Source organism: Lactobacillus johnsonii (genome assembly GCF_014058685.1).
In the GTDB taxonomy this organism is placed as follows: Bacteria; Bacillota; Bacilli; order Lactobacillales; family Lactobacillaceae; genus Lactobacillus.
Window position 1 is genome coordinate 364873 of record NZ_CP059055.1, and the last position, 17747, is coordinate 382619.

General features: G+C 33.9%; 25 protein-coding genes. 23 read left to right on the top strand and 2 right to left on the bottom strand.

All coding sequences use genetic code 11. The features are described from left to right. Positions 1 to 68 precede the first annotated feature (68 nt). From infA to H0I41_RS01785, 17 genes are all read left to right on the top strand, one after another. A complete protein-coding gene (gene infA / locus H0I41_RS01710) occupies positions 69 to 290 on the top strand; it encodes a translation initiation factor IF-1 (RefSeq protein ID WP_003647816.1) in 222 nt (73 codons plus the stop codon). Positions 291 to 304: 14 nt separating this feature from the next. Then, positions 305 to 421: a 50S ribosomal protein L36 gene (gene rpmJ / locus H0I41_RS01715; RefSeq protein ID WP_003647815.1), complete on the top strand. Its 117-nt coding sequence runs from the start codon at positions 305 to 307 to the stop codon at positions 419 to 421. Positions 422 to 454: 33 nt separating this feature from the next. Further along, the gene (rpsM, locus tag H0I41_RS01720; protein WP_003647814.1) at positions 455 to 802 is read left to right on the top strand and encodes a 30S ribosomal protein S13; all 348 of its coding nucleotides are present in this window, start codon (positions 455 to 457) and stop codon (positions 800 to 802) included. 24 nt (positions 803 to 826) lie between these two features. Next, entirely contained in the window at positions 827 to 1216 is a 390-nt protein-coding gene (gene rpsK, locus H0I41_RS01725) for a 30S ribosomal protein S11 (RefSeq protein ID WP_003647813.1), read from the top strand. A gap of 45 nt (positions 1217 to 1261) precedes the next feature. Beyond that, entirely contained in the window at positions 1262 to 2200 is a 939-nt protein-coding gene (locus H0I41_RS01730; protein WP_004895837.1) for a DNA-directed RNA polymerase subunit alpha, read from the top strand. Positions 2201 to 2226: 26 nt separating this feature from the next. Continuing rightward, the gene (rplQ, locus tag H0I41_RS01735; RefSeq protein WP_135014278.1) at positions 2227 to 2610 is read left to right on the top strand and encodes a 50S ribosomal protein L17; all 384 of its coding nucleotides are present in this window, start codon (positions 2227 to 2229) and stop codon (positions 2608 to 2610) included. Positions 2611 to 2795: 185 nt separating this feature from the next. After that, positions 2796 to 3644: an energy-coupling factor transporter ATPase gene (locus H0I41_RS01740; RefSeq protein ID WP_011161524.1), complete on the top strand. Its 849-nt coding sequence runs from the start codon at positions 2796 to 2798 to the stop codon at positions 3642 to 3644. Beyond that, positions 3620 to 4489 carry an energy-coupling factor transporter ATPase gene (locus H0I41_RS01745; protein WP_135014277.1) on the top strand — a complete coding sequence of 290 codons (870 nt, stop codon included), beginning with the start codon at positions 3620 to 3622 and terminating at the stop codon, positions 4487 to 4489. Before H0I41_RS01740 ends, H0I41_RS01745 begins: the two co-directional genes overlap by 25 nt. Then, positions 4482 to 5279: an energy-coupling factor transporter transmembrane component T family protein gene (locus H0I41_RS01750; protein ID WP_011161526.1), complete on the top strand. Its 798-nt coding sequence runs from the start codon at positions 4482 to 4484 to the stop codon at positions 5277 to 5279. The genes H0I41_RS01745 and H0I41_RS01750 overlap by 8 nt, the downstream gene beginning before the upstream one ends. Before the next feature lie 3 nt (positions 5280 to 5282). Beyond that, on the top strand, positions 5283 to 6074 hold the full coding sequence (gene truA / locus H0I41_RS01755) for a tRNA pseudouridine(38-40) synthase TruA (protein ID WP_086874626.1): 792 nt from the start codon (positions 5283 to 5285) through the stop codon (positions 6072 to 6074). A 102-nt stretch (positions 6075 to 6176) separates the two neighbouring features. Next, complete coding sequence (gene rplM / locus H0I41_RS01760) at positions 6177 to 6620, top strand: 50S ribosomal protein L13 (protein WP_011161528.1); 444 nt, start codon at positions 6177 to 6179, stop codon at positions 6618 to 6620. A gap of 13 nt (positions 6621 to 6633) precedes the next feature. Further along, the gene (gene rpsI / locus H0I41_RS01765) at positions 6634 to 7029 is read left to right on the top strand and encodes a 30S ribosomal protein S9 (protein WP_004895822.1); all 396 of its coding nucleotides are present in this window, start codon (positions 6634 to 6636) and stop codon (positions 7027 to 7029) included. A 472-nt stretch (positions 7030 to 7501) separates the two neighbouring features. After that, complete coding sequence (locus H0I41_RS01770; protein ID WP_228099719.1) at positions 7502 to 8881, top strand: ATP-binding cassette domain-containing protein; 1380 nt, start codon at positions 7502 to 7504, stop codon at positions 8879 to 8881. A gap of 45 nt (positions 8882 to 8926) precedes the next feature. Continuing rightward, complete coding sequence (locus H0I41_RS09355; RefSeq protein WP_228099718.1) at positions 8927 to 9091, top strand: P-loop NTPase family protein; 165 nt, start codon at positions 8927 to 8929, stop codon at positions 9089 to 9091. Then, positions 9092 to 10666 (top strand): ATP-binding cassette domain-containing protein, encoded by a 1575-nt coding sequence (locus H0I41_RS01775; protein WP_011161530.1) that lies wholly within the window; start codon positions 9092 to 9094, stop codon positions 10664 to 10666. A 24-nt stretch (positions 10667 to 10690) separates the two neighbouring features. Beyond that, a complete protein-coding gene (locus tag H0I41_RS01780; protein WP_023599217.1) occupies positions 10691 to 11260 on the top strand; it encodes a histidine phosphatase family protein in 570 nt (189 codons plus the stop codon). A 128-nt stretch (positions 11261 to 11388) separates the two neighbouring features. Further along, positions 11389 to 12255: an NmrA family NAD(P)-binding protein gene (locus H0I41_RS01785; RefSeq protein ID WP_135014276.1), complete on the top strand. Its 867-nt coding sequence runs from the start codon at positions 11389 to 11391 to the stop codon at positions 12253 to 12255. Between the two features lie 225 nt (positions 12256 to 12480). On the opposite strand, the gene H0I41_RS01790 is transcribed toward H0I41_RS01785, so the two are convergent. Then, a complete protein-coding gene (locus H0I41_RS01790; RefSeq protein WP_011161533.1) occupies positions 12481 to 13065 on the bottom strand; it encodes a DJ-1 family glyoxalase III in 585 nt (194 codons plus the stop codon). A 261-nt stretch (positions 13066 to 13326) separates the two neighbouring features. Here H0I41_RS01790 and H0I41_RS01795 point away from each other — a divergent pair, with 261 nt between their 5' ends. Beyond that, a complete protein-coding gene (locus H0I41_RS01795) occupies positions 13327 to 14016 on the top strand; it encodes a histidine phosphatase family protein (RefSeq protein ID WP_011161534.1) in 690 nt (229 codons plus the stop codon). Positions 14017 to 14042: 26 nt separating this feature from the next. Here H0I41_RS01795 and H0I41_RS01800 read toward each other — a convergent pair whose 3' ends face one another. Beyond that, complete coding sequence (locus H0I41_RS01800) at positions 14043 to 14369, bottom strand: ArsR/SmtB family transcription factor (RefSeq protein WP_069168893.1); 327 nt, start codon at positions 14367 to 14369, stop codon at positions 14043 to 14045. Between the two features lie 94 nt (positions 14370 to 14463). On the opposite strand from H0I41_RS01800, the gene H0I41_RS01805 reads away from it, so the two are divergent. The 5 genes from H0I41_RS01805 (at position 14464) to H0I41_RS01825 (ending at position 17656) form a co-directional block, all read left to right on the top strand. Further along, positions 14464 to 15348: a cation diffusion facilitator family transporter gene (locus tag H0I41_RS01805; RefSeq protein WP_053107059.1), complete on the top strand. Its 885-nt coding sequence runs from the start codon at positions 14464 to 14466 to the stop codon at positions 15346 to 15348. A 63-nt stretch (positions 15349 to 15411) separates the two neighbouring features. After that, positions 15412 to 15669 (top strand): hypothetical protein, encoded by a 258-nt coding sequence (locus H0I41_RS01810; protein ID WP_053107058.1) that lies wholly within the window; start codon positions 15412 to 15414, stop codon positions 15667 to 15669. 1 nt (position 15670) lies between these two features. Further along, positions 15671 to 15913: a hypothetical protein gene (locus H0I41_RS01815; RefSeq protein ID WP_053107057.1), complete on the top strand. Its 243-nt coding sequence runs from the start codon at positions 15671 to 15673 to the stop codon at positions 15911 to 15913. Next, on the top strand, positions 15914 to 16612 hold the full coding sequence (locus H0I41_RS01820; protein ID WP_180320531.1) for a 2,3-bisphosphoglycerate-dependent phosphoglycerate mutase: 699 nt from the start codon (positions 15914 to 15916) through the stop codon (positions 16610 to 16612). Between the two features lie 108 nt (positions 16613 to 16720). Next, a complete protein-coding gene (locus H0I41_RS01825; RefSeq protein ID WP_011161540.1) occupies positions 16721 to 17656 on the top strand; it encodes an AAA family ATPase in 936 nt (311 codons plus the stop codon). The last annotated feature ends 91 nt before the right edge of the window (positions 17657 to 17747 follow it).

Below are 17747 nucleotides of genomic sequence, written 5' to 3' on the forward strand. Positions count from 1 at the left end.
TATTGTTTTTTTACAATTCCGTGTTATAATGCCTAAGTGTGACTATTTGTTCATGTGGAGGAACAATTTTGGCAAAAGAAGATGTCATCGAAGTTGAGGGTAAGGTAGTTGATACCTTACCTAATGCTATGTTTAAAGTTGAATTAGAAAATGGTGCAACTATTTTAGCTCATGTGTCTGGTAAAATTAGAATGCACTACATTAGAATTTTACCTGGTGATAGAGTAACAGTTGAATTATCACCATATGATTTAACTAAGGGTAGGATTACGTATCGTTTTATTAAGTAATTACGGAGGCAAACATGAAAGTTAGACCATCTGTTAAACCAATGTGTGAACATTGCAAGATTATCAAAAGACATGGTCGTGTTATGGTGATTTGCTCTGCAAACCCTAAGCACAAACAACGTCAAGGTTAATAGTTAGATATTTTTATTAGGAGGTGCAATTTAATGGCACGTATTGCTGGTGTTGACTTACCCAGAAATAAAAGAGTTGTAGTCGCATTAACTTATATCTATGGTATTGGTGAACCAACTGCAAAAAAGATTTGTAAAGATGCTGGTATTTCTGAAGACATTCGTACTAATGACTTGACTCCAGAAGATCAAGAAAAATTACGTAGCGAAGTAGACAAGTACCGTGTTGAAGGTGATCTTCGTCGTGAAGTTAGCCTTAACATCAAGCGTTTAGTTGAAATTGGCTCATACCGTGGTATTCGTCACCGTCGTGGCTTACCAGTTCGTGGTCAAAATACCAAGAATAATGCTCGTACTCGTAAGGGTTCAAAGAGAAAATAATTTATTAAATAGGAGGTTAAGTTAATGGCTGCAAAGAAAACAGCACGTAAACGCCGTGTAAAGAAGCATGTTGAAAGCGGCGTTGCTCATATTCATTCTACGTTTAACAATACCTTGGTCATGATTACTGATGTACAAGGTAACGCAGTCGCATGGTCTTCCGCTGGTGCTTTAGGTTTTAAGGGTAGTCGTAAGTCTACACCATTTGCTGCTCAAATGGCCGCAGAAGCAGCTGCAAAATCTGCAATGGATCAAGGCATGAAGCATGTTGAAGTTTCAGTTAAAGGCCCAGGTGCAGGTCGTGAAGCTGCTATTAGAGCACTTCAAGCTGCAGGTCTTGAAATCACTGCTATTCGCGACGTTACTCCAGTGCCGCACAACGGTTCCAGACCACCAAAACGTCGTCGTGTCTAGTTTATTCCTGCGTGCAGGACATTACGTTTTGAAAGGGGCCCAGTAATGATTGAATTTGAAAAACCAAATATTACCGTAGTAGACCAAGAGGAGGCATACGGTAAGTTTGTTGTCGAACCACTGGAACGCGGTTTCGGGACTACTTTAGGTAACTCACTCCGTCGAGTTTTACTTACTTCTATTCCAGGTACGGCACTTTCTTACATTCAGATTGATGGTGTGTTACATGAATTTTCAACAATTCCTGGCGTTAGAGAAGACGTCACGAAGATCATTCTTAATTTGAAGAAACTAGAGTTAAAGTCACTCTCAGATGAAGAAAAAATTGCTGAAATCGATGTAACTGGACCAGCAATTGTAACTGCTGCTGATTTGAAGGTCGACTCTGATATTGAGGTCTTAAATCCAGATCAATATATTTGTAGTATTGCTGATGGTGGCCATTTGCATATGAACGTTGCGATCAAGACTGGTCGTGGTTATGTTCCCGCAAGTGAAAACAAGACAGATGACATGCCTATTGGTGTCATCCCCGTTGATTCACTCTTCTCACCAATCAAAAAAGTTAACTACCAAGTTGAAAGTGCTCGTGTTGGTAAGAGAGATGACTATGACAAATTAACTTTAGAAATTTGGACTGATGGTTCAATCACACCTAATGATGCCCTTAGTTTCGCTGCGAAGATTCTTGTAGAACACTTCAAAGTATTTATGTCTACTGATATGGATGCGCAGTTTGATGATGTAATGGTAGAAAAAGAGGACGATAAGAACGAAAAGAAGCTTGAGATGACGATCGAAGAGCTTGATTTGTCTGTTCGTTCCTATAACTGCTTGAAACGTGCAGGAATTAATACTGTTCAAGAATTAACTGATAAATCTGAAGCAGATATGATGCGCGTACGTAACTTAGGACGTAAGTCATTAGAAGAAGTAAAGAATAAACTTGCCGATCTTGGTCTATCACTTCGTCAAGATGACTAAGTAGGAATAATAAGGAGGGAAAACTCATGGCATACCGTAAATTAGGTCGCGATAGTGCACACAGAAAAGCAATGCTTAGAGAAATGACTACTCAATTGATCATGAACGAACGCATTGTTACTACTGAAACCCGTGCTAAAGAAATCCGCACAACTACCGAAAAAATGATTACTTTAGGTAAACGCGGTGATTTAAGTGCTAGAAGAAAGGCAGCTGCTTTTGTTCGTAATGAAATTGCTGATATTCATGAAGAAAAAGATGCAGTTGTTGTAAAATCAGCACTTCAAAAACTTTTCAGTGACATTGCACCTCGTTACAAAGATCGTAATGGTGGTTACACCAGAATGTACAAGTTAGCTAACCCACGTAAGGGTGACGCTGCTCCAATGGTAATCATTGAATTAGTTTAATTAGGTAAAATATAATATTATTTTATAAATCTTTCACAAAAGCGAGAATAAGCGTGATGATGGTGGCTTTTGCCTAGTCTAGCTTAGATGTTAAATCATCCCTCTTTGTGGATGATTTTTTTTTGCTCTTTTTTTATATATAATTGATACAATGACATATTATGGAAAAAGAGCAGTGAATATTTATGAAAGATAATATAGTAACGGTTAAGCATCTTTCTTTTACCTATAAAGATAGTAAAGTACCTGCTGTAAATGATATTAGTTTCTCAATTCCTAGAGGATCATGGACTACTTTGGTAGGTCATAATGGGAGCGGAAAATCAACAATTGCCCGTTTATTGGATGGCATTCTTTTACCCCATGATAATCCTAGAACGGTAATTAACGTTGATGGTATTGAGCTGACAGAGAAAACAATGTGGGATATTAGAGACCGTGTAGGAATTGTATTCCAAAATCCTGATAATCAATTTGTTGGTGCTACGGTGGAAGATGATGTAGCTTTTGGTCTTGAGAATCGTCAAGTTTCTCGTTCTAAGATGCAGACTATTGTTCATGATGTGCTTGAGCAAGTGGATATGCTTGACTTTCAAAAAAGCGAACCTCAATATTTGTCTGGAGGTCAAAAGCAAAGAGTAGCTATTGCCGGCATTTTAGCGATTGGACCAAAATTAATAATTTTAGACGAATCAACTAGTATGTTAGATCCAGCAGGTAAAACGAAAATTCTTAGCCTTATACGAGATTTACAAAATAAAAATGGTCTGACTATCTTCTCCATTACTCATGATATTAATGAAGCGGTACAAGCAGACCAGATGTTAGTTTTAGATAAAGGAAAATTATTGGCTAGTGGCTCTCCAAGAGAGATATTTGAAAACGAGGTTTTAATAAAAAGTGCCGGATTAGAGCTCCCTTTATTTTATAAGGTTAAAAATGAACTTATAAAAAAAGAAATTCATATCCCTCGAGAAGTCAATAGTGAGGAAAAGTTGGTGAAGTATTTGTGTCAATTGAATTCAAAAATGTAGATTATGTTTATGCACCTGGAACTCCATTTCAAACTCAAGGATTGATAGATATATCTTTTAAAATAGAAAAAGGATCCTTTGTAGCAATTGCTGGCCATACCGGAAGTGGAAAGTCTACTCTCATGCAGTATTTTGATGGCTTATTGCTTCCAAGTAAGGGTGAAATCACTGTAGCGGGTGAGCAGATTAATGCAAATACTTCAAGCAAGGCACTAAAAGCAATTCGAAAAAAAGTGGGCCTAGTGTTTCAATTTCCTGAAAATCAACTATTTGAAGAAACTGTGCTTAAAGATGTGATGTTTGGTCCACTTAATTTTGGCTTTTCAGAACAAAAGGCAAAAGAGCAAGCAGTAGAGTGGATTAAAAAAGTAGGCCTTTCTGAAGATATGATGGATAAATCTCCTTTTGAACTTTCTGGAGGTCAAATGCGTCGCGTGGCAATTGCAGGTGTGATGGCATATGAACCAGAAATTTTATGTCTTGATGAACCTGCAGCTGGACTAGATCCTGAAGGACAGAAGCAAATGTTTGAGATATTTAAGGAGTACCAACGAGCTGGCCATACAGTCATTCTAATTTCACATAATATGGATGATATTAGTGAATATGCAGATGATATGTTAGTCCTTGATCATGGTCATTTAATAAAACATGCTAGTCCACAAGAGATTTTTTCTGATCAGGAGTGGGTAAAAAAACACTATCTCGATGAACCCGCAACTAGTAGACTAACTCGGGAGCTACAAAAAGGTGGTTTTCAATTTTCAGAGATGCCACTAACTATTGAGTCGTTAGTAAGTAAAGTTGCAAATGAGCTAAAGAAGAAGGGGGACATGGATGAGTAAAATTATTATTGGACGTTATATTCCTAGTAATTCTATCGTTTATAAAATGGATCCTCGAGGAAAGATAATTGCAACATTTTTATTTATTGTTATTATCTTTCTGGCTAATAATTGGTTGTCCTATTTCTTTTTATCGATATTTACTTTACTTGCTGTTTGGGCAACAAAATTAAAGCCTAAAGTATTTTGGGATGGAGTAAAGCCATTAATTTGGTTAATTCTATTTACTTCAGTTTTGCAATTATTTTTTACTACAGGTGGAAAAGTTTATTGGCAGTGGGGAATTTTCAACATTAGTGAATATGGGATTCAGAATTCTATTTTTATCTTTATTCGTTTTGTAATGATTATTCTGATTTCGACAGTTCTTACGCTGACGACCACATCATTAGAAATTGCAGATGGAATGGAATGGATCTTAAAACCTCTTGGCTACCTAAAAGTTCCAGTAGCTCAAATTGCTCTTGTAATGTCTATTGCGCTTCGCTTTGTGCCGACATTATTAGATCAAGCAGTACGAATTATGAATGCTCAGAGAGCACGTGGAGCCGATTTTAATAGTGGGGGCTTAATTAAGAGAATTCATTCGATTATCCCAATTTTAATTCCCTTATTTATTAGTTCCTTAACTGTTGCAATTGATTTGGCTACGGCTATGGAAGCAAGAGGTTATCGAGAAGGGGCAAAAAGGACCCGCTATCGAGTTTTAAAGTGGTCAAAGTATGATTGGATTAACTTAGGCTATTTCGCGCTATTGACGCTAATTTTATTACTTACAAGGACGTATTAATTAATGACTACAAGATATAAATTAACCATGGCCTATGATGGTCATCTTTTTCATGGATTTCAAATTCAACCAAATGAACGAACTGTCCAAGGCGTGATTGAAGAAGCATTAAAAAAGATGACTAAAGGAAAAAGAGTGGTAGTGCACGGATCTGGAAGAACTGACGCTGGTGTTCATGCTAAAGGACAAGTTATTCACTTTGACTATCCGGGAAAAGAAATCCCAGCTAAAAATATGATGCTTGCTTTAAATGCCCTCATGCCGATTGACACAGTTTTCTTTGAAAGTGAAATTGTTGATGAAGATTTTCATGTTCAATATTCAACTAAAGGAAAATGGTATCGATATATAGTAGATCAACATCGTTTTACAGACCCTTTTAATCGTTTTTATACGGGCCACTATCCATATCCTTTAGATATTTCGCTAATGCAGCAGGCAGCTAAAGATTTGATTGGTGAACACGATTTTACAAGTTTTGCTGCTAGCGGTGGACAAATTGTGGATAAGGTGCGAACAATTTACTATGTGAATATTACGCCAGACCCGGATAAAAAGCAGATCTTTTTTGATTTTATTGGAAATGGCTTTTTATATAACATGGTAAGAATCCTAGTTGGAACTTTGTTAGAAATAGGCAATAAAAAAAGACCTGTTGATGATATACCAAGAGTTTTAAAGGCAAAAGACCGACAAGAAGTTCGAACTACTGCACCAGCCAGTGGATTATATTTACAACATGTTTTTTATGAAGATATTCCTAAAAAATATCGTTTGGACCTTAAAAAGGATTGACTTTTCAGGCAAAACGACGTAAATTAGTATACGTATGTTTGTCCACGATAGGCCCCGGAAACTTATTGTTTGTCAAACAGAAGAAAAACGGAGGAATTTAAAGTGCGTACTACCCCATTAGCTAAAACTAGTGATATTAAACGTAAGTGGTATGTTATCGATGCGACTGATGTTTCACTTGGTCGTTTATCAACTGCTGTAGCATCAATTTTAAGAGGTAAGAATAAGCCTCAATATACACCAAATGTTGATACTGGTGATTATGTTATTGTTGTTAACGCAGCTAAATTGAAGTTGACTGGTAAAAAAGCAACTGATAAGATCTACTACCGCCACTCAGATTACCGTGGTGGCTTAAGAGCTACTCCTGCCGGTGAATTATTAGCTAAGAACCCAGTAAGATTAGTTGAATTATCTGTAAAAGGCATGTTGCCAAAGAATACTCTTGGTCACCAAGAATTCATGAAGATGCATGTTTACGCTGGTGAAGACCACGAACACGCAGCACAAAAGCCTGAAAAGTTAGACATCAACGAATTAATCTAGGAGGTTTTAAATAATGGCACAACAAGCAGCTTACGCTGGAACTGGTCGTCGTAAAGATTCTGTTGCCCGCGTACGTTTAGTACCAGGTAACGGTCAAATTACCATTAACAAAGAAGACGTAACTAAGTACATTCCATACCCTAACTTGGTTCAAGATATGAAGCAACCATTAGCATTAACTGAAACTGAAGGTCAATACGATATTTTAGTTAACGTTAACGGTGGTGGTTTCTCAGGACAAGCTGGTGCAATTCGTTTAGGTATTGCACGTGCACTTCTTGAAGTTGACCCAGATTTCCGTGGTCCTCTTAAGAAGGCTGGCATGTTAACTCGTGACCCAAGAATGAAGGAAAGAAAGAAGCCAGGTTTGAAGAAAGCCCGCAAAGCTTCACAATTCTCAAAGCGTTAATATTTTATATTACGTTTTATGCAAAAGACATCTCGAAAGGGATGTCTTTTTTGTTTAGTATGTGATAGCATACATTTAATCTTAATTACTAAAAAATTGTGAGTAGAAGTGAGGAAAATATTATGAACATGGATAAAAAAGATCTGAAAGAAGACCTATATGTTGCTTATAGTGTATGTTTTGTACTATTAGTAGCTTCTATATTTTCCGATCTGATATCATGGTCATGGGTGCGCACATTTGTTAGAGTAGGATTCGGATTATCATTAATAGATACACTTAATGATCAATGGAAGTATTTTAAATTGAGAAAAGACATATCAAAATCATAGATAGCTGTGAAGTAAGACCTAAAGGTGAAATACTTTTGGGTCTTTTTTCTGTCTAAATTTAATAAGAAAAAAAGATAGATTGAATATTTCATAAAATAGTAATAATATTAAATCTATCTTAATATTTTGGAGTAACACAAATGAACATTAAAGGTATTTTTAATACGAATAAAATAAGATTCATTAGTATTTGTATCTTATTAATCCTAGAGACAGCTAGTGCAACAAGTGTTACATATTTAATGACACCTGCATTTAATTATATAAAGCAAAATAAATTAAATTTATTTTTAATATTTATTACTTTATCAGCTAGCTTGCAATTTATAAGTACAATTTTAACTTCCCTTGGTAATATTCTATATGCTCATCAAATTCAGGATTATATTCATCAGATTCGGAATAATATTACTAGATATCTATTTGTTAATGACGATGAAAATGTGTCTGAAATTCAAAATAATCTAAATTCGAATATTCAGGAATTAACTAATAAATATACCAATCCTTTATTCATTTTATGGCGCAGGATATTAACTATTGCTTTTTCTCTGGGAGTCTTATTTACCTTTAATTGGAGTTTAGTTGTTTTAACTTTGTTGCTGTCTTTTGTCGGTCTTTATTTACCAAAACTTTTTGAGAAAATGACATCTTCCGCTACTCTTGAAGTTACTCAAAAAAATGAATATCTGCTTGATACAGTAGAGAAATGGGCTCGAGGATTAGATGAATTAAGAAGGTATGCCAGTTTTGGCAGCTATGAAGGTGCAATAAAGAAATCAACCTCGGAGTTAAAAGCAGCTACAATTCAGGATTGCTTCTGGGGAAATTTGGCGACTGCACTTACATCTCTAATATCTTTAATAGGCATAATTTTGCTATTAGCACTTTCAATATATTTGTATGCGACAGGACAGATTGTCTTTGGTGCTATCATTACTTCTGGAATTTTTGCAAATCAAATTATGAATGCTATTACCTATTTAGCGGAAAGCCTCAATCAAATTAAATCTTCTAAGAAAGTGCGCCTTAAGATTCTTAACTTGCAAGAATCAGTACAATTTAATGTAAAAGACAATTCTGATAAAAGAATTAACAAGATTGAAATTAATGATCTTCAAGTCTCTTATCCAAATGGAGAAAGGATTTCTTATCCACATATAGTCGTTAACAAAGGGGAGAAGATACTCTTAACTGGAGATAGTGGTAGTGGAAAATCAACTTTATTTAAAGTTTTACTAGGTGAAGTTACACCTAAAATGGGTACAGTTAGCTATAAAGATAAAGAAGGAAAAGTATTTATACCGAATCCAGAAGAAATAGGATATCTTGCACAAGATAATACGCTTTTTCCCGATACTATCAAAAATAATATTACAATGTTTGATTCCAAGTTAGATAAGGAAGTTAATAATACAATCAAAAAGGTAAATCTTTCTACTGATATTGAAAAATTTCCCAAGGGATTAAAAACTTTAATTAACTTAGACTCTGAAAACTTATCTGGTGGTCAAAAATAAAAGATAGTTTTAGCCCGAGCTAACATCCATCATAGTAGCTTGCTCTTGATTGATGAAGGGACGAGTGCCATTGATAGTAAGGCAACTTTATCTATCTTAAAAGAATTATTGAAGTCAGAACAAACCATTATTATGATTGCTCATAATCTTTCGCAAAAGTCGATTAATATGTTTGATCGAGAGATTCATTTGAATAAAGAGGTGAATTAAATGTCTTTTCGAGGATTTATCAATACTAATAGGACTCGTTTCTTTTGGATTACTATTTTATCAATTTTATCAGGGATGAGTGGTATTCTGGCTGGCTATATACAGATGTATTGGTTGACCTATATTAAAGAGAAAAATTGGAATGAGGTTATAGTTACAACTAGCTTAATGGCTCTATGCTGGTTCTTTGCTCAATCAGTGATTTATTTTGTTCAATATTTAAATAATGTTCAAGAAGAAGAATATTTCAAGAAATTACGCGATGAAATAGCCGAGCATTATTTTAAAGATCAAAAATTTCATGAAGTAGCCGCTTTTCAAAATAGACTAACTAATGATTTCAACATTGTAAAAAATAACTTTTTTGAATGGTATGTAACTGTTCCTTTTTATGGATCGATGTTAATAACCTCTTTGATTGCGTTACTAACAATCCATTGGTCAATTTTTGCATTAAGTTTAGTTGTAGATACTGTTTCATATTTTTTACCTAAACTAATTAGTAAAAAAATAGAGAAAACTACAATTAACGTTTCCGATAAGAATAAAGAATATCTTGCGATATTGAGTAAATGGTTTTCTGGTTTAAGTGAATTAAAAAGATACTTTGCAGGTAATAAATTATTAGAAGTGCAGAGCAAAGCATCAAGGAGACTAGAAAAAGCAAATATTAATCAAACGATTCAAGAACAGATATTAAGTATCTTAAATGGCTTCAGTGCTTTGGTTTCTACAATTCTATTATTAGGATTTACTGGAGTATTAGTTGAACAAAAGTTAGTCATTTTTGGTGCGATTTTATCAGTACAAAATTTTGCGGATAATGTGGCTTTTGGAATGCAAGAAACTATTGAAGGATTGACAATGATGCGTTCCTCAAAACCATTAATGAATAAAATTAGTGAAGATACAGCACTACTTGAATCGAACAATAAAGAAGAGGCCAGTATTCCTTCCGTAATTAAAACTAATTCATTGTCTCTGAAATTTCCTAATGGTGAAATGTTGAAGTATCCTGACATAAATATAAAAGAGGGTGAAAAAATTCTCTTAACTGGTGATTCGGGATCAGGTAAGACAACCTTATTTAAATTACTATTAGGAATTATTAAACCTAGTTATGGAACGATAGAATTTGAAGACCAGGATGGCAATACTGTTACACCTGATATGTCTAAAATTGGCTATATCCCACAAGAACCTAATCTTTTTCCTGGGACAATTAAACAAAATATTACGATGTTTAATAGTCAGCTTGATAATCGAGTAAACTTGGCAATAAGGGATGTCAACTTAGATGATGACATGAAAAAGTTTAAAGATGGCGTAAATTCTCCGTTAAACTTAGACAAATTAAATATTTCTGGTGGACAAAGACAAAAGATCGTTATGGCCCGTGCACAAATTCATGACAGTAAAATAATTTTAATTGATGAAGGGACAAGTGCTATTGATCAACAGGCTACTTTTAAGATTTTAAAGAAATTATTGCAAACTGAGGCAACAATTGTTTTTATTGCTCATAATTTTAATGAAAATATGCGGAATTTGTTTGATCGAGAGATTAGACTATGAAAATTTTAGACAGGGAAAAATATAATGACAACAGTCTATTTTGTAAGACACGCTGAACCAGATTTAAGTAATCATAATGATTTGACAAGAGATTTAACTCCAAAAGGGATAGAGGATCGAAAATTTTTAATTGATTACTTTAAAAATAAGAAATTAGACGTGGCATTTTCAAGTCCTTTTAGAAGAGCAATTAGGACTATTGAGCCAGTTGCTAAAAGTAGAAATTTAAAAATTAACCAAATTTCGGAATTTTGTGAACGTAAAATTGGCGATGAGTGGATTTCTAATTTTCATGAATATTGTCAAAAACAGTGGTTTGATTTTGACTATAAGTTAGAAAATGGTGAATCTTTGAATGATGTTCAAAAAAGAAATATGAACGCGTTAAAAAATCTTTTAACTGATTATCCGGATAAAAATATAATTATTGGTAGTCATGGAACAGCCATTGGAACAATAATTAATTATTTTGATAGTAGTTTTGAATATCCTGCTTTTTCAAAAATTCAACCGATTATGCCCTTTGTTGCCAAATTTAACTTTAATGGCGATAAAGTAGACTATCAAATTATTGCTTTTAATTCTAAAAATTGAAAAGTATTAAACGACGTAATAACTTGATAACTAAAACCGTATATTTAAACTAACATTAAGGATTTCTAAAGGTTTTGAACTATAATAATATAGAAAGTTAATCTTAAGAAAGGTTATATATTATTTATATGAAATACTTAATTACAGGAGCAACGGGCAATTTAGGAGAAAAAGTTACTCGCTGGCTGAGAACAATGACTCCGGAAACTAATATCCGAGTTGGAATCCATAATTTAAAAAAGGCTGATAAGTTTAGCGACTTAGCTGTGGAAAAAGTAAAATTAGACTATTTTGATCTCAACACCCTCAAAGAAGCAGTTGCTGGCGTTGATCTGGTAATTTATATTCCCAGCATTACTTATAACTTGCAGAAAAGAATTACAGAATTTGAAAATGTCTTACAAGTTGTAAAAGAAGCTAAATCTAAATTGATTTTTGTAAGTTTTTTTGCAGATCAAGAAAATAATCCATTTGTAATGTCTCCATTTTATGCATATGTACCAAGGAGACTTGCTAGCTCAGGAATTGAATACAGTATTATAAAAAATAGTTTGTATGCAGATCCACTGGTCCCATATATAGAAGAACTAATTAAACGAAAAAATATTATTTATCCAGTTGGGGCAGAACCACTATCCTTTATTACAAGAAATGATAGTGCTCATGCAATTGCGTGTTTAGCAATGCAGCCAGTAATGCGCGATCAAGGCCAAACATATCTATTAAGTATGGACAAAAATTATAACATGGTTGAGCTATCATACATTATGTCTCGGATCACTGATCATAAAATTGGCTATGCACCTGTAACAACGGGTGAATTTGCAAAGATTTATGCCGCTGAAGGCGATGGAAAAGAACTTGCATCAATGTATGCCGGAGGAGCGAAGGGACTTCTTAGTGCAACATCTGATGACTTTCATCGCTTAACTGGTAGAGAACCAGAAGAAATGGAACATTTTTTAAGAAATGGCTATCAAATTGCACGTTTATAAAATAAATTAGTTTAATTTAAAATAAAAGATGTTATAATAAATATAGTAAGTGCTTAGAGAAAAATTAATTGTAATTAAGTGTAGTGCAGTGCTGAGACAAGACCGTAAGCTTGCTATTAACTACACAAGCTTTTAATTTAAGGGATAGATTAAAAGTTATTTTAGCTGTTATATACGAAAAAAGAGATCAGATATAAAATCTGGTCTCTTTTTCGATATGTTTAACTATAGGCTTTGATTAATATTTTTAGCTAGATAATCATAAAGCATTGCTTTTTCTAATTCTTTGGTGTCATAACCTAAAGTTTGAGCAATTGTATAAGCGTATGCCCAAGCTGTAGCTGGTCCACGACTAGTGATAATTTTGTGTTCTTTATCCACAACTGTAATATCAGTGCTAAAGTGGCCGTTTGGACATTCCTTTTCAATTTCTTTTTCAAAGCCTGGGTAACAGGTGTAGTTGGCTCCTTCTAGCAAGCCGTAGTGACCTAAAGCAATCGGAGCGGCACACATTGCTGCATCCCATTTGCCTTCTTTATTTCTTTGAATCATAAGCTTAGCTAATTTTTCATTGTTTCTAAGGTTTAAAGCTCCAGTTCTTCCACCTGGAAAAGCTACTAAGTCATACTCTAAAAGTGAATCATCCACAACTTTATCACAGGTTAGTAAGATATGATGGTCTCCGTTAATTTCTTTTTTATCAAGACCGACCATGTCACAATCAATATCTAAGCGACGTAGTACATCAACGACACTAAGTCCTTCAACTTCTTCACAGCCATCCGCAAAGACAACAGCAACTTTCGTCATAAAAAAGTCCTCCTTTTTATTAAGCACTATACAACTTTTATTTTAACCCATTAAAATAGTAATTTTTAATTTAAAGATTAAAAAAATAAATCCAAAATTGCGTACATAATAATAGCTAACCTATGAGATATTGTACTAATAATTTTGTGAAACACTAAATGTAGTGTTACCTTTAAAAATACTTGAATTAACGCAATATTCTGTTAACATTTAGATAATTGAAAGAAAATTTGTGAAACAATTTAAGAAAAGAGGGTAAAAATGGCTACTGAAGTTTATTTAGTAAGACATGGGGAAACAATGTTTAATCAGTTGAATAAAGTTCAAGGCTGGGCTGATTCTCCACTAACTGTAAAAGGAATTAATGACCTAAAAGTAACAGCATCTAATTTATCTCAGGTTCATTTTGATAAAATGTATAGTTCTGATTTAAAGCGAGCCATTGATACAGTTCACTTAATTGCCGATACAAATGAAGTTTCTGAGATTGGTAAAATAAAAAAACTTCCAGCTTTTCGTGAAGTATTCTTTGGTACTTTTGAAGGTGACGATATTGACGAAACTTGGGAAAAAGTTGCTGTAGCTGGAGGGATGAAACCAACAAATGATGTGGTAAAAATCATTCAAACCTTAGGAATCCATGATTTTCGTGAAGCAACTAAGAAAGCTGATCCACGTCATTTAGCAGAAGATGCAGAAGCCCTTAATAATCGAATGGACCAAGCTGTTAGCCAACTAGCTGAAGAAACAAAAGGGCTAGGACGAGTTTTAATTGTGTCTCATGGAGACTTTATTAAGACCTTGGGAATTAAATACTGGGATCAAACTACGCACGATCATGATATTCCTTTCCCAGATAATGGTAGTGTGACGCGTGGAATAATTGATGATAATGGAAAATTTAAAATAATTAATTATGGTGTAAAAAACACTGACATTCCAAATTTATAAGATGCAGCTATCCAGTTGCATCTTTTTTAGTATAAGTTTGTGGGATGTTCTTTGGCAGTATGTTCTACATGTTCAATCATGGCGTCAATCATTGATAAAACGTCCGAGTCATTTAAAAAATAAAAGACATGAGTTCCATGTTTATGATGTTTAACCAAATTGTATTTTTCTAAAATGCCTAATTGTTTTGATACTACCGGCTGCGCAAGGGTGAGAGTAGTGGCAATTGTTGAGACATCGACTTCTTTTGAAGCATTCCGTAAAAAAAATAAAATTGAAATTCGTCTACTATTGCTTAAAACTTTATAGATTTTAGCTGCTTCACTGACTAAATTTGTATCTGTTTGTGTCATAATTTAGCACCTCTTATTGACAATATATCAAAAATGGAATATTATACTTTCTGCAATAAGTATACCAAATTCGATATATTTATGGAGAAAAAATATGAAGGATAAATCATCACTACGTTACTTTTGGGTAACTTTATTAAATATTATTATTACAATTGCGGAATTTATCGGTGGAGCAGTTTCAGGCTCACTTGCTCTGCTTTCAGATGCCGTACATAATTTAAGCGATGTTGGATCAATTATTTTAGCTTTTGTTGCTAATTTAATTGCTAAAAGAAAGCGAAATAACAGCAAGACTTTTGGCTATGACCGCGCGGAAATATTAGCAGCTTTTACTAATGGGATTATTTTAATAGTAATCAGCATTTATTTATTTATCGAAGGAATTCAACGATTTAGTCATCCTGAACCAATTAAAGGAAAAATCATGTTAATTGTTTCTTTAATTGGGTTAGCTGCTAATTTAATTTCAATGCTAGTAGTTATGAAGGAAGCTAAGACGAGTCTTAATGCAAAAGCTACATTTTTAAATATGCTTTCAGACGCAATAACTAGTGTAGCAGTTGTAATTGGAGCAATTGTAATTTCAATTTGGAAAATTTACTGGGTCGATCCTGTTTTGACGATAGCAGCCTCTGTATTTTTACTTAAAGAAGCTTATGAAGTTACTATTAAAGCTGCTAATATTTTAATGGAAACAAACCCTAGCATCGACTTAAATAAGATAAATGAATTAGTTTTATCTTGTCCACATGTAAATAACATTCACCATGTGCATGTTTGGCAATATTCAGACAATGTGACGATGTTAGACGCACATATTAATGTAGATAAAAATTTAGATGCTGTGCAATTAGAAAAGATATACACAGAAATTGCTAAAAAATTAAAGCCGCTTGGAATTAACCATGTGACACTTCAAGCAGAATGCACACGTGGAATTAGTGATAAAATGATTTTTGATGATAAAGAAGATTAGTTAATCTGGTTTTGCTGCTATTTGGTAAAATAGGGGCAAAGCCTTTTATTTTAAGGAGAAAAAATGAAATTCGATACTAATGATCTAAAAGAAAATCTAAAAAATTATCAAAAGAAAGCTACAGACCAATTTAAAGATTTTGCGGAAAATGATTGGCCCGATATCAAAGACCACTTAACTGAAAAAGGCCAACAAGCTGGGGATTTTTTGAAACAAAACGGTGGCAAAGTTTATCAGAATTCGGTTAAAGCTTTCAAGAAAGCAGTTCGAAACTTAGACCAAAAAGTAAATGGTACAAGCATACACAAGGATGATAAATAAAATGAAGGTAAATATTTGGGTTGCAGTCATAGTTCTATTAATTGGATTATGGGATTTATATACTGCTTACAATCGTTATCAAAAACATAAAGTAACAACGAAAGAATTTCAAAGTGATTCTATTAATGGAACAAAGAAATTGCTTACTGGTATTCCATCTGACAGTAAAGTTGATATCATTTCTTTTACAATCTTAGGTGTCGTTTTTACCATTACTGGAATTATTTTGTTTTTTATGATTTAAATGAGACGGGTGAGAAGAAAGTTGGCCAAATTAGTTTTAGTTAGGCATGGTGAAAGTATAGCTAATCGTGACAATGTTTATACGGGCTGGAATGATGTGCCTTTAAGTAAAAAGGGGATTGAACAGGCAAAAAATGCAGGTCTTAAGGTAGAAAAAATAGCCGGATTTGTGCCAACGCATATTCATACTTCGGTCTTATCGCGTGCAATTATGACAGCTAATATTATTGCAGATGTTTGCAGCTTTTTATATTTACCTATCACTAAGACTTGGCGTTTAAATGAACGTCACTATGGGGCACTTCGCGGTATTAATAAGGATGTTTCAAAGAAAATTTTTGGCACTAAACAAGTCTTAGAATGGAGACGTGGTTTTGACAGTGTGCCTCCTTTATTAACGCAGCCCGTGCAAGATCGTAGATATCAAAAGTATGATATGCGTCTAATGCCCCAAGGAGAAAGTTTACATCAAACGCAGGAGAGATTAATGCCTTATTTTTGGGATCATATTGCACCTGAATTAATGGCAGGTCATGATCAATTGGTTGTAGCCCATGGCTCAAGTTTACGTGCCTTGATTAAAAAAATTGAAGATATCAGTAATGAGGATATTGTAAAAGTAGAAGTGCCCAATGCGGAGCCAATTGTTTATACTTTTGATACTGATTTGCATATTGTAAAGAAAGAAATTCTACATTGATTGAGTAGCCAACTGGTCTACTCTTTTTTAATAGTTTGTATAGGTATTTTTATGGTAAAATTTTTTACGAGTATATTTGAACAAATTCTTGTAGAGTAGGAGAAAATAATGCGTAAAATATTTTTACTAAGAGGAGCACCTGGATCTGGTAAATCTTCCTTTATTGCTCGTCACCACTTGCAGCCTTACGCTATTTCTCGTGATGAAATTAGGCTGCTATTAGCTGATTTGACGGTTTATTATGAGGAAAGCACAGATCACCTGCATCAAGTTATTCCACGCCACGTTACTGTACGTACAGAGCAAATGGTTGATAATTTGGTACAGCATAAGATGGCTTATGGAGAAACTATCATTGTCGATGGAACTCATATTACGCCAGATAAAATTGAACATTTTCGTCCATGGGTTGAAAAGTATCGCTATGAATTATTTGTAGTCGATTTAATGCAAAATAACACTTTAGAAAGCTTACTGCAGCGTAATCAGGTTAGAATGCACTATGATTGGGTGAAACCTGACGTAATTAAAATGATGTATGAGCAATATAAAGCTCATCCGGAAGTTCCATCTTGGGCTTATTCAATTTTGCCGAATGGAATGGAACGGGCCTTAAGTCAAAAAGAAAAGAATTTAGATCATTATTCACATGTGATTTGTGTACCAGATAAGGTAAGACCAGAAGATTTCCCACATGTGCATATTTCCAACTTTTACTTTTCTTTTAATGATGAATTTACTAAGAAATACGGAACATATAGAAACGTTATAACTTTAGGTAAAACTAGAGAAGAAGTAATTGAGCAATTTAGGCTTCCATATTTTGTATTTAAATTCCACCATAAGCACTTTTTAATTTCTGCATATCCAATTCGAAATGAAATGTTAGATCCTATTCGAAAAGTAAAGGGAGTTTGGTCTTATTCAACTGGGCTATATAATATTGCTGATTTTGTAAAAGAATTTCCTGAGAATGAGCATCAACATGTTCATCAATTTAATTTAAGCAAAATTGATCCCACCCGTTTGTTACATATTTGGTAGTAAAAAATGAGAAGGTTTTTGCCTTCTCATTTTTGTTTGGAAAAGTTTATTGTTTTTTCAATAACTGAGATTAGGTCCTAATACATTAGAT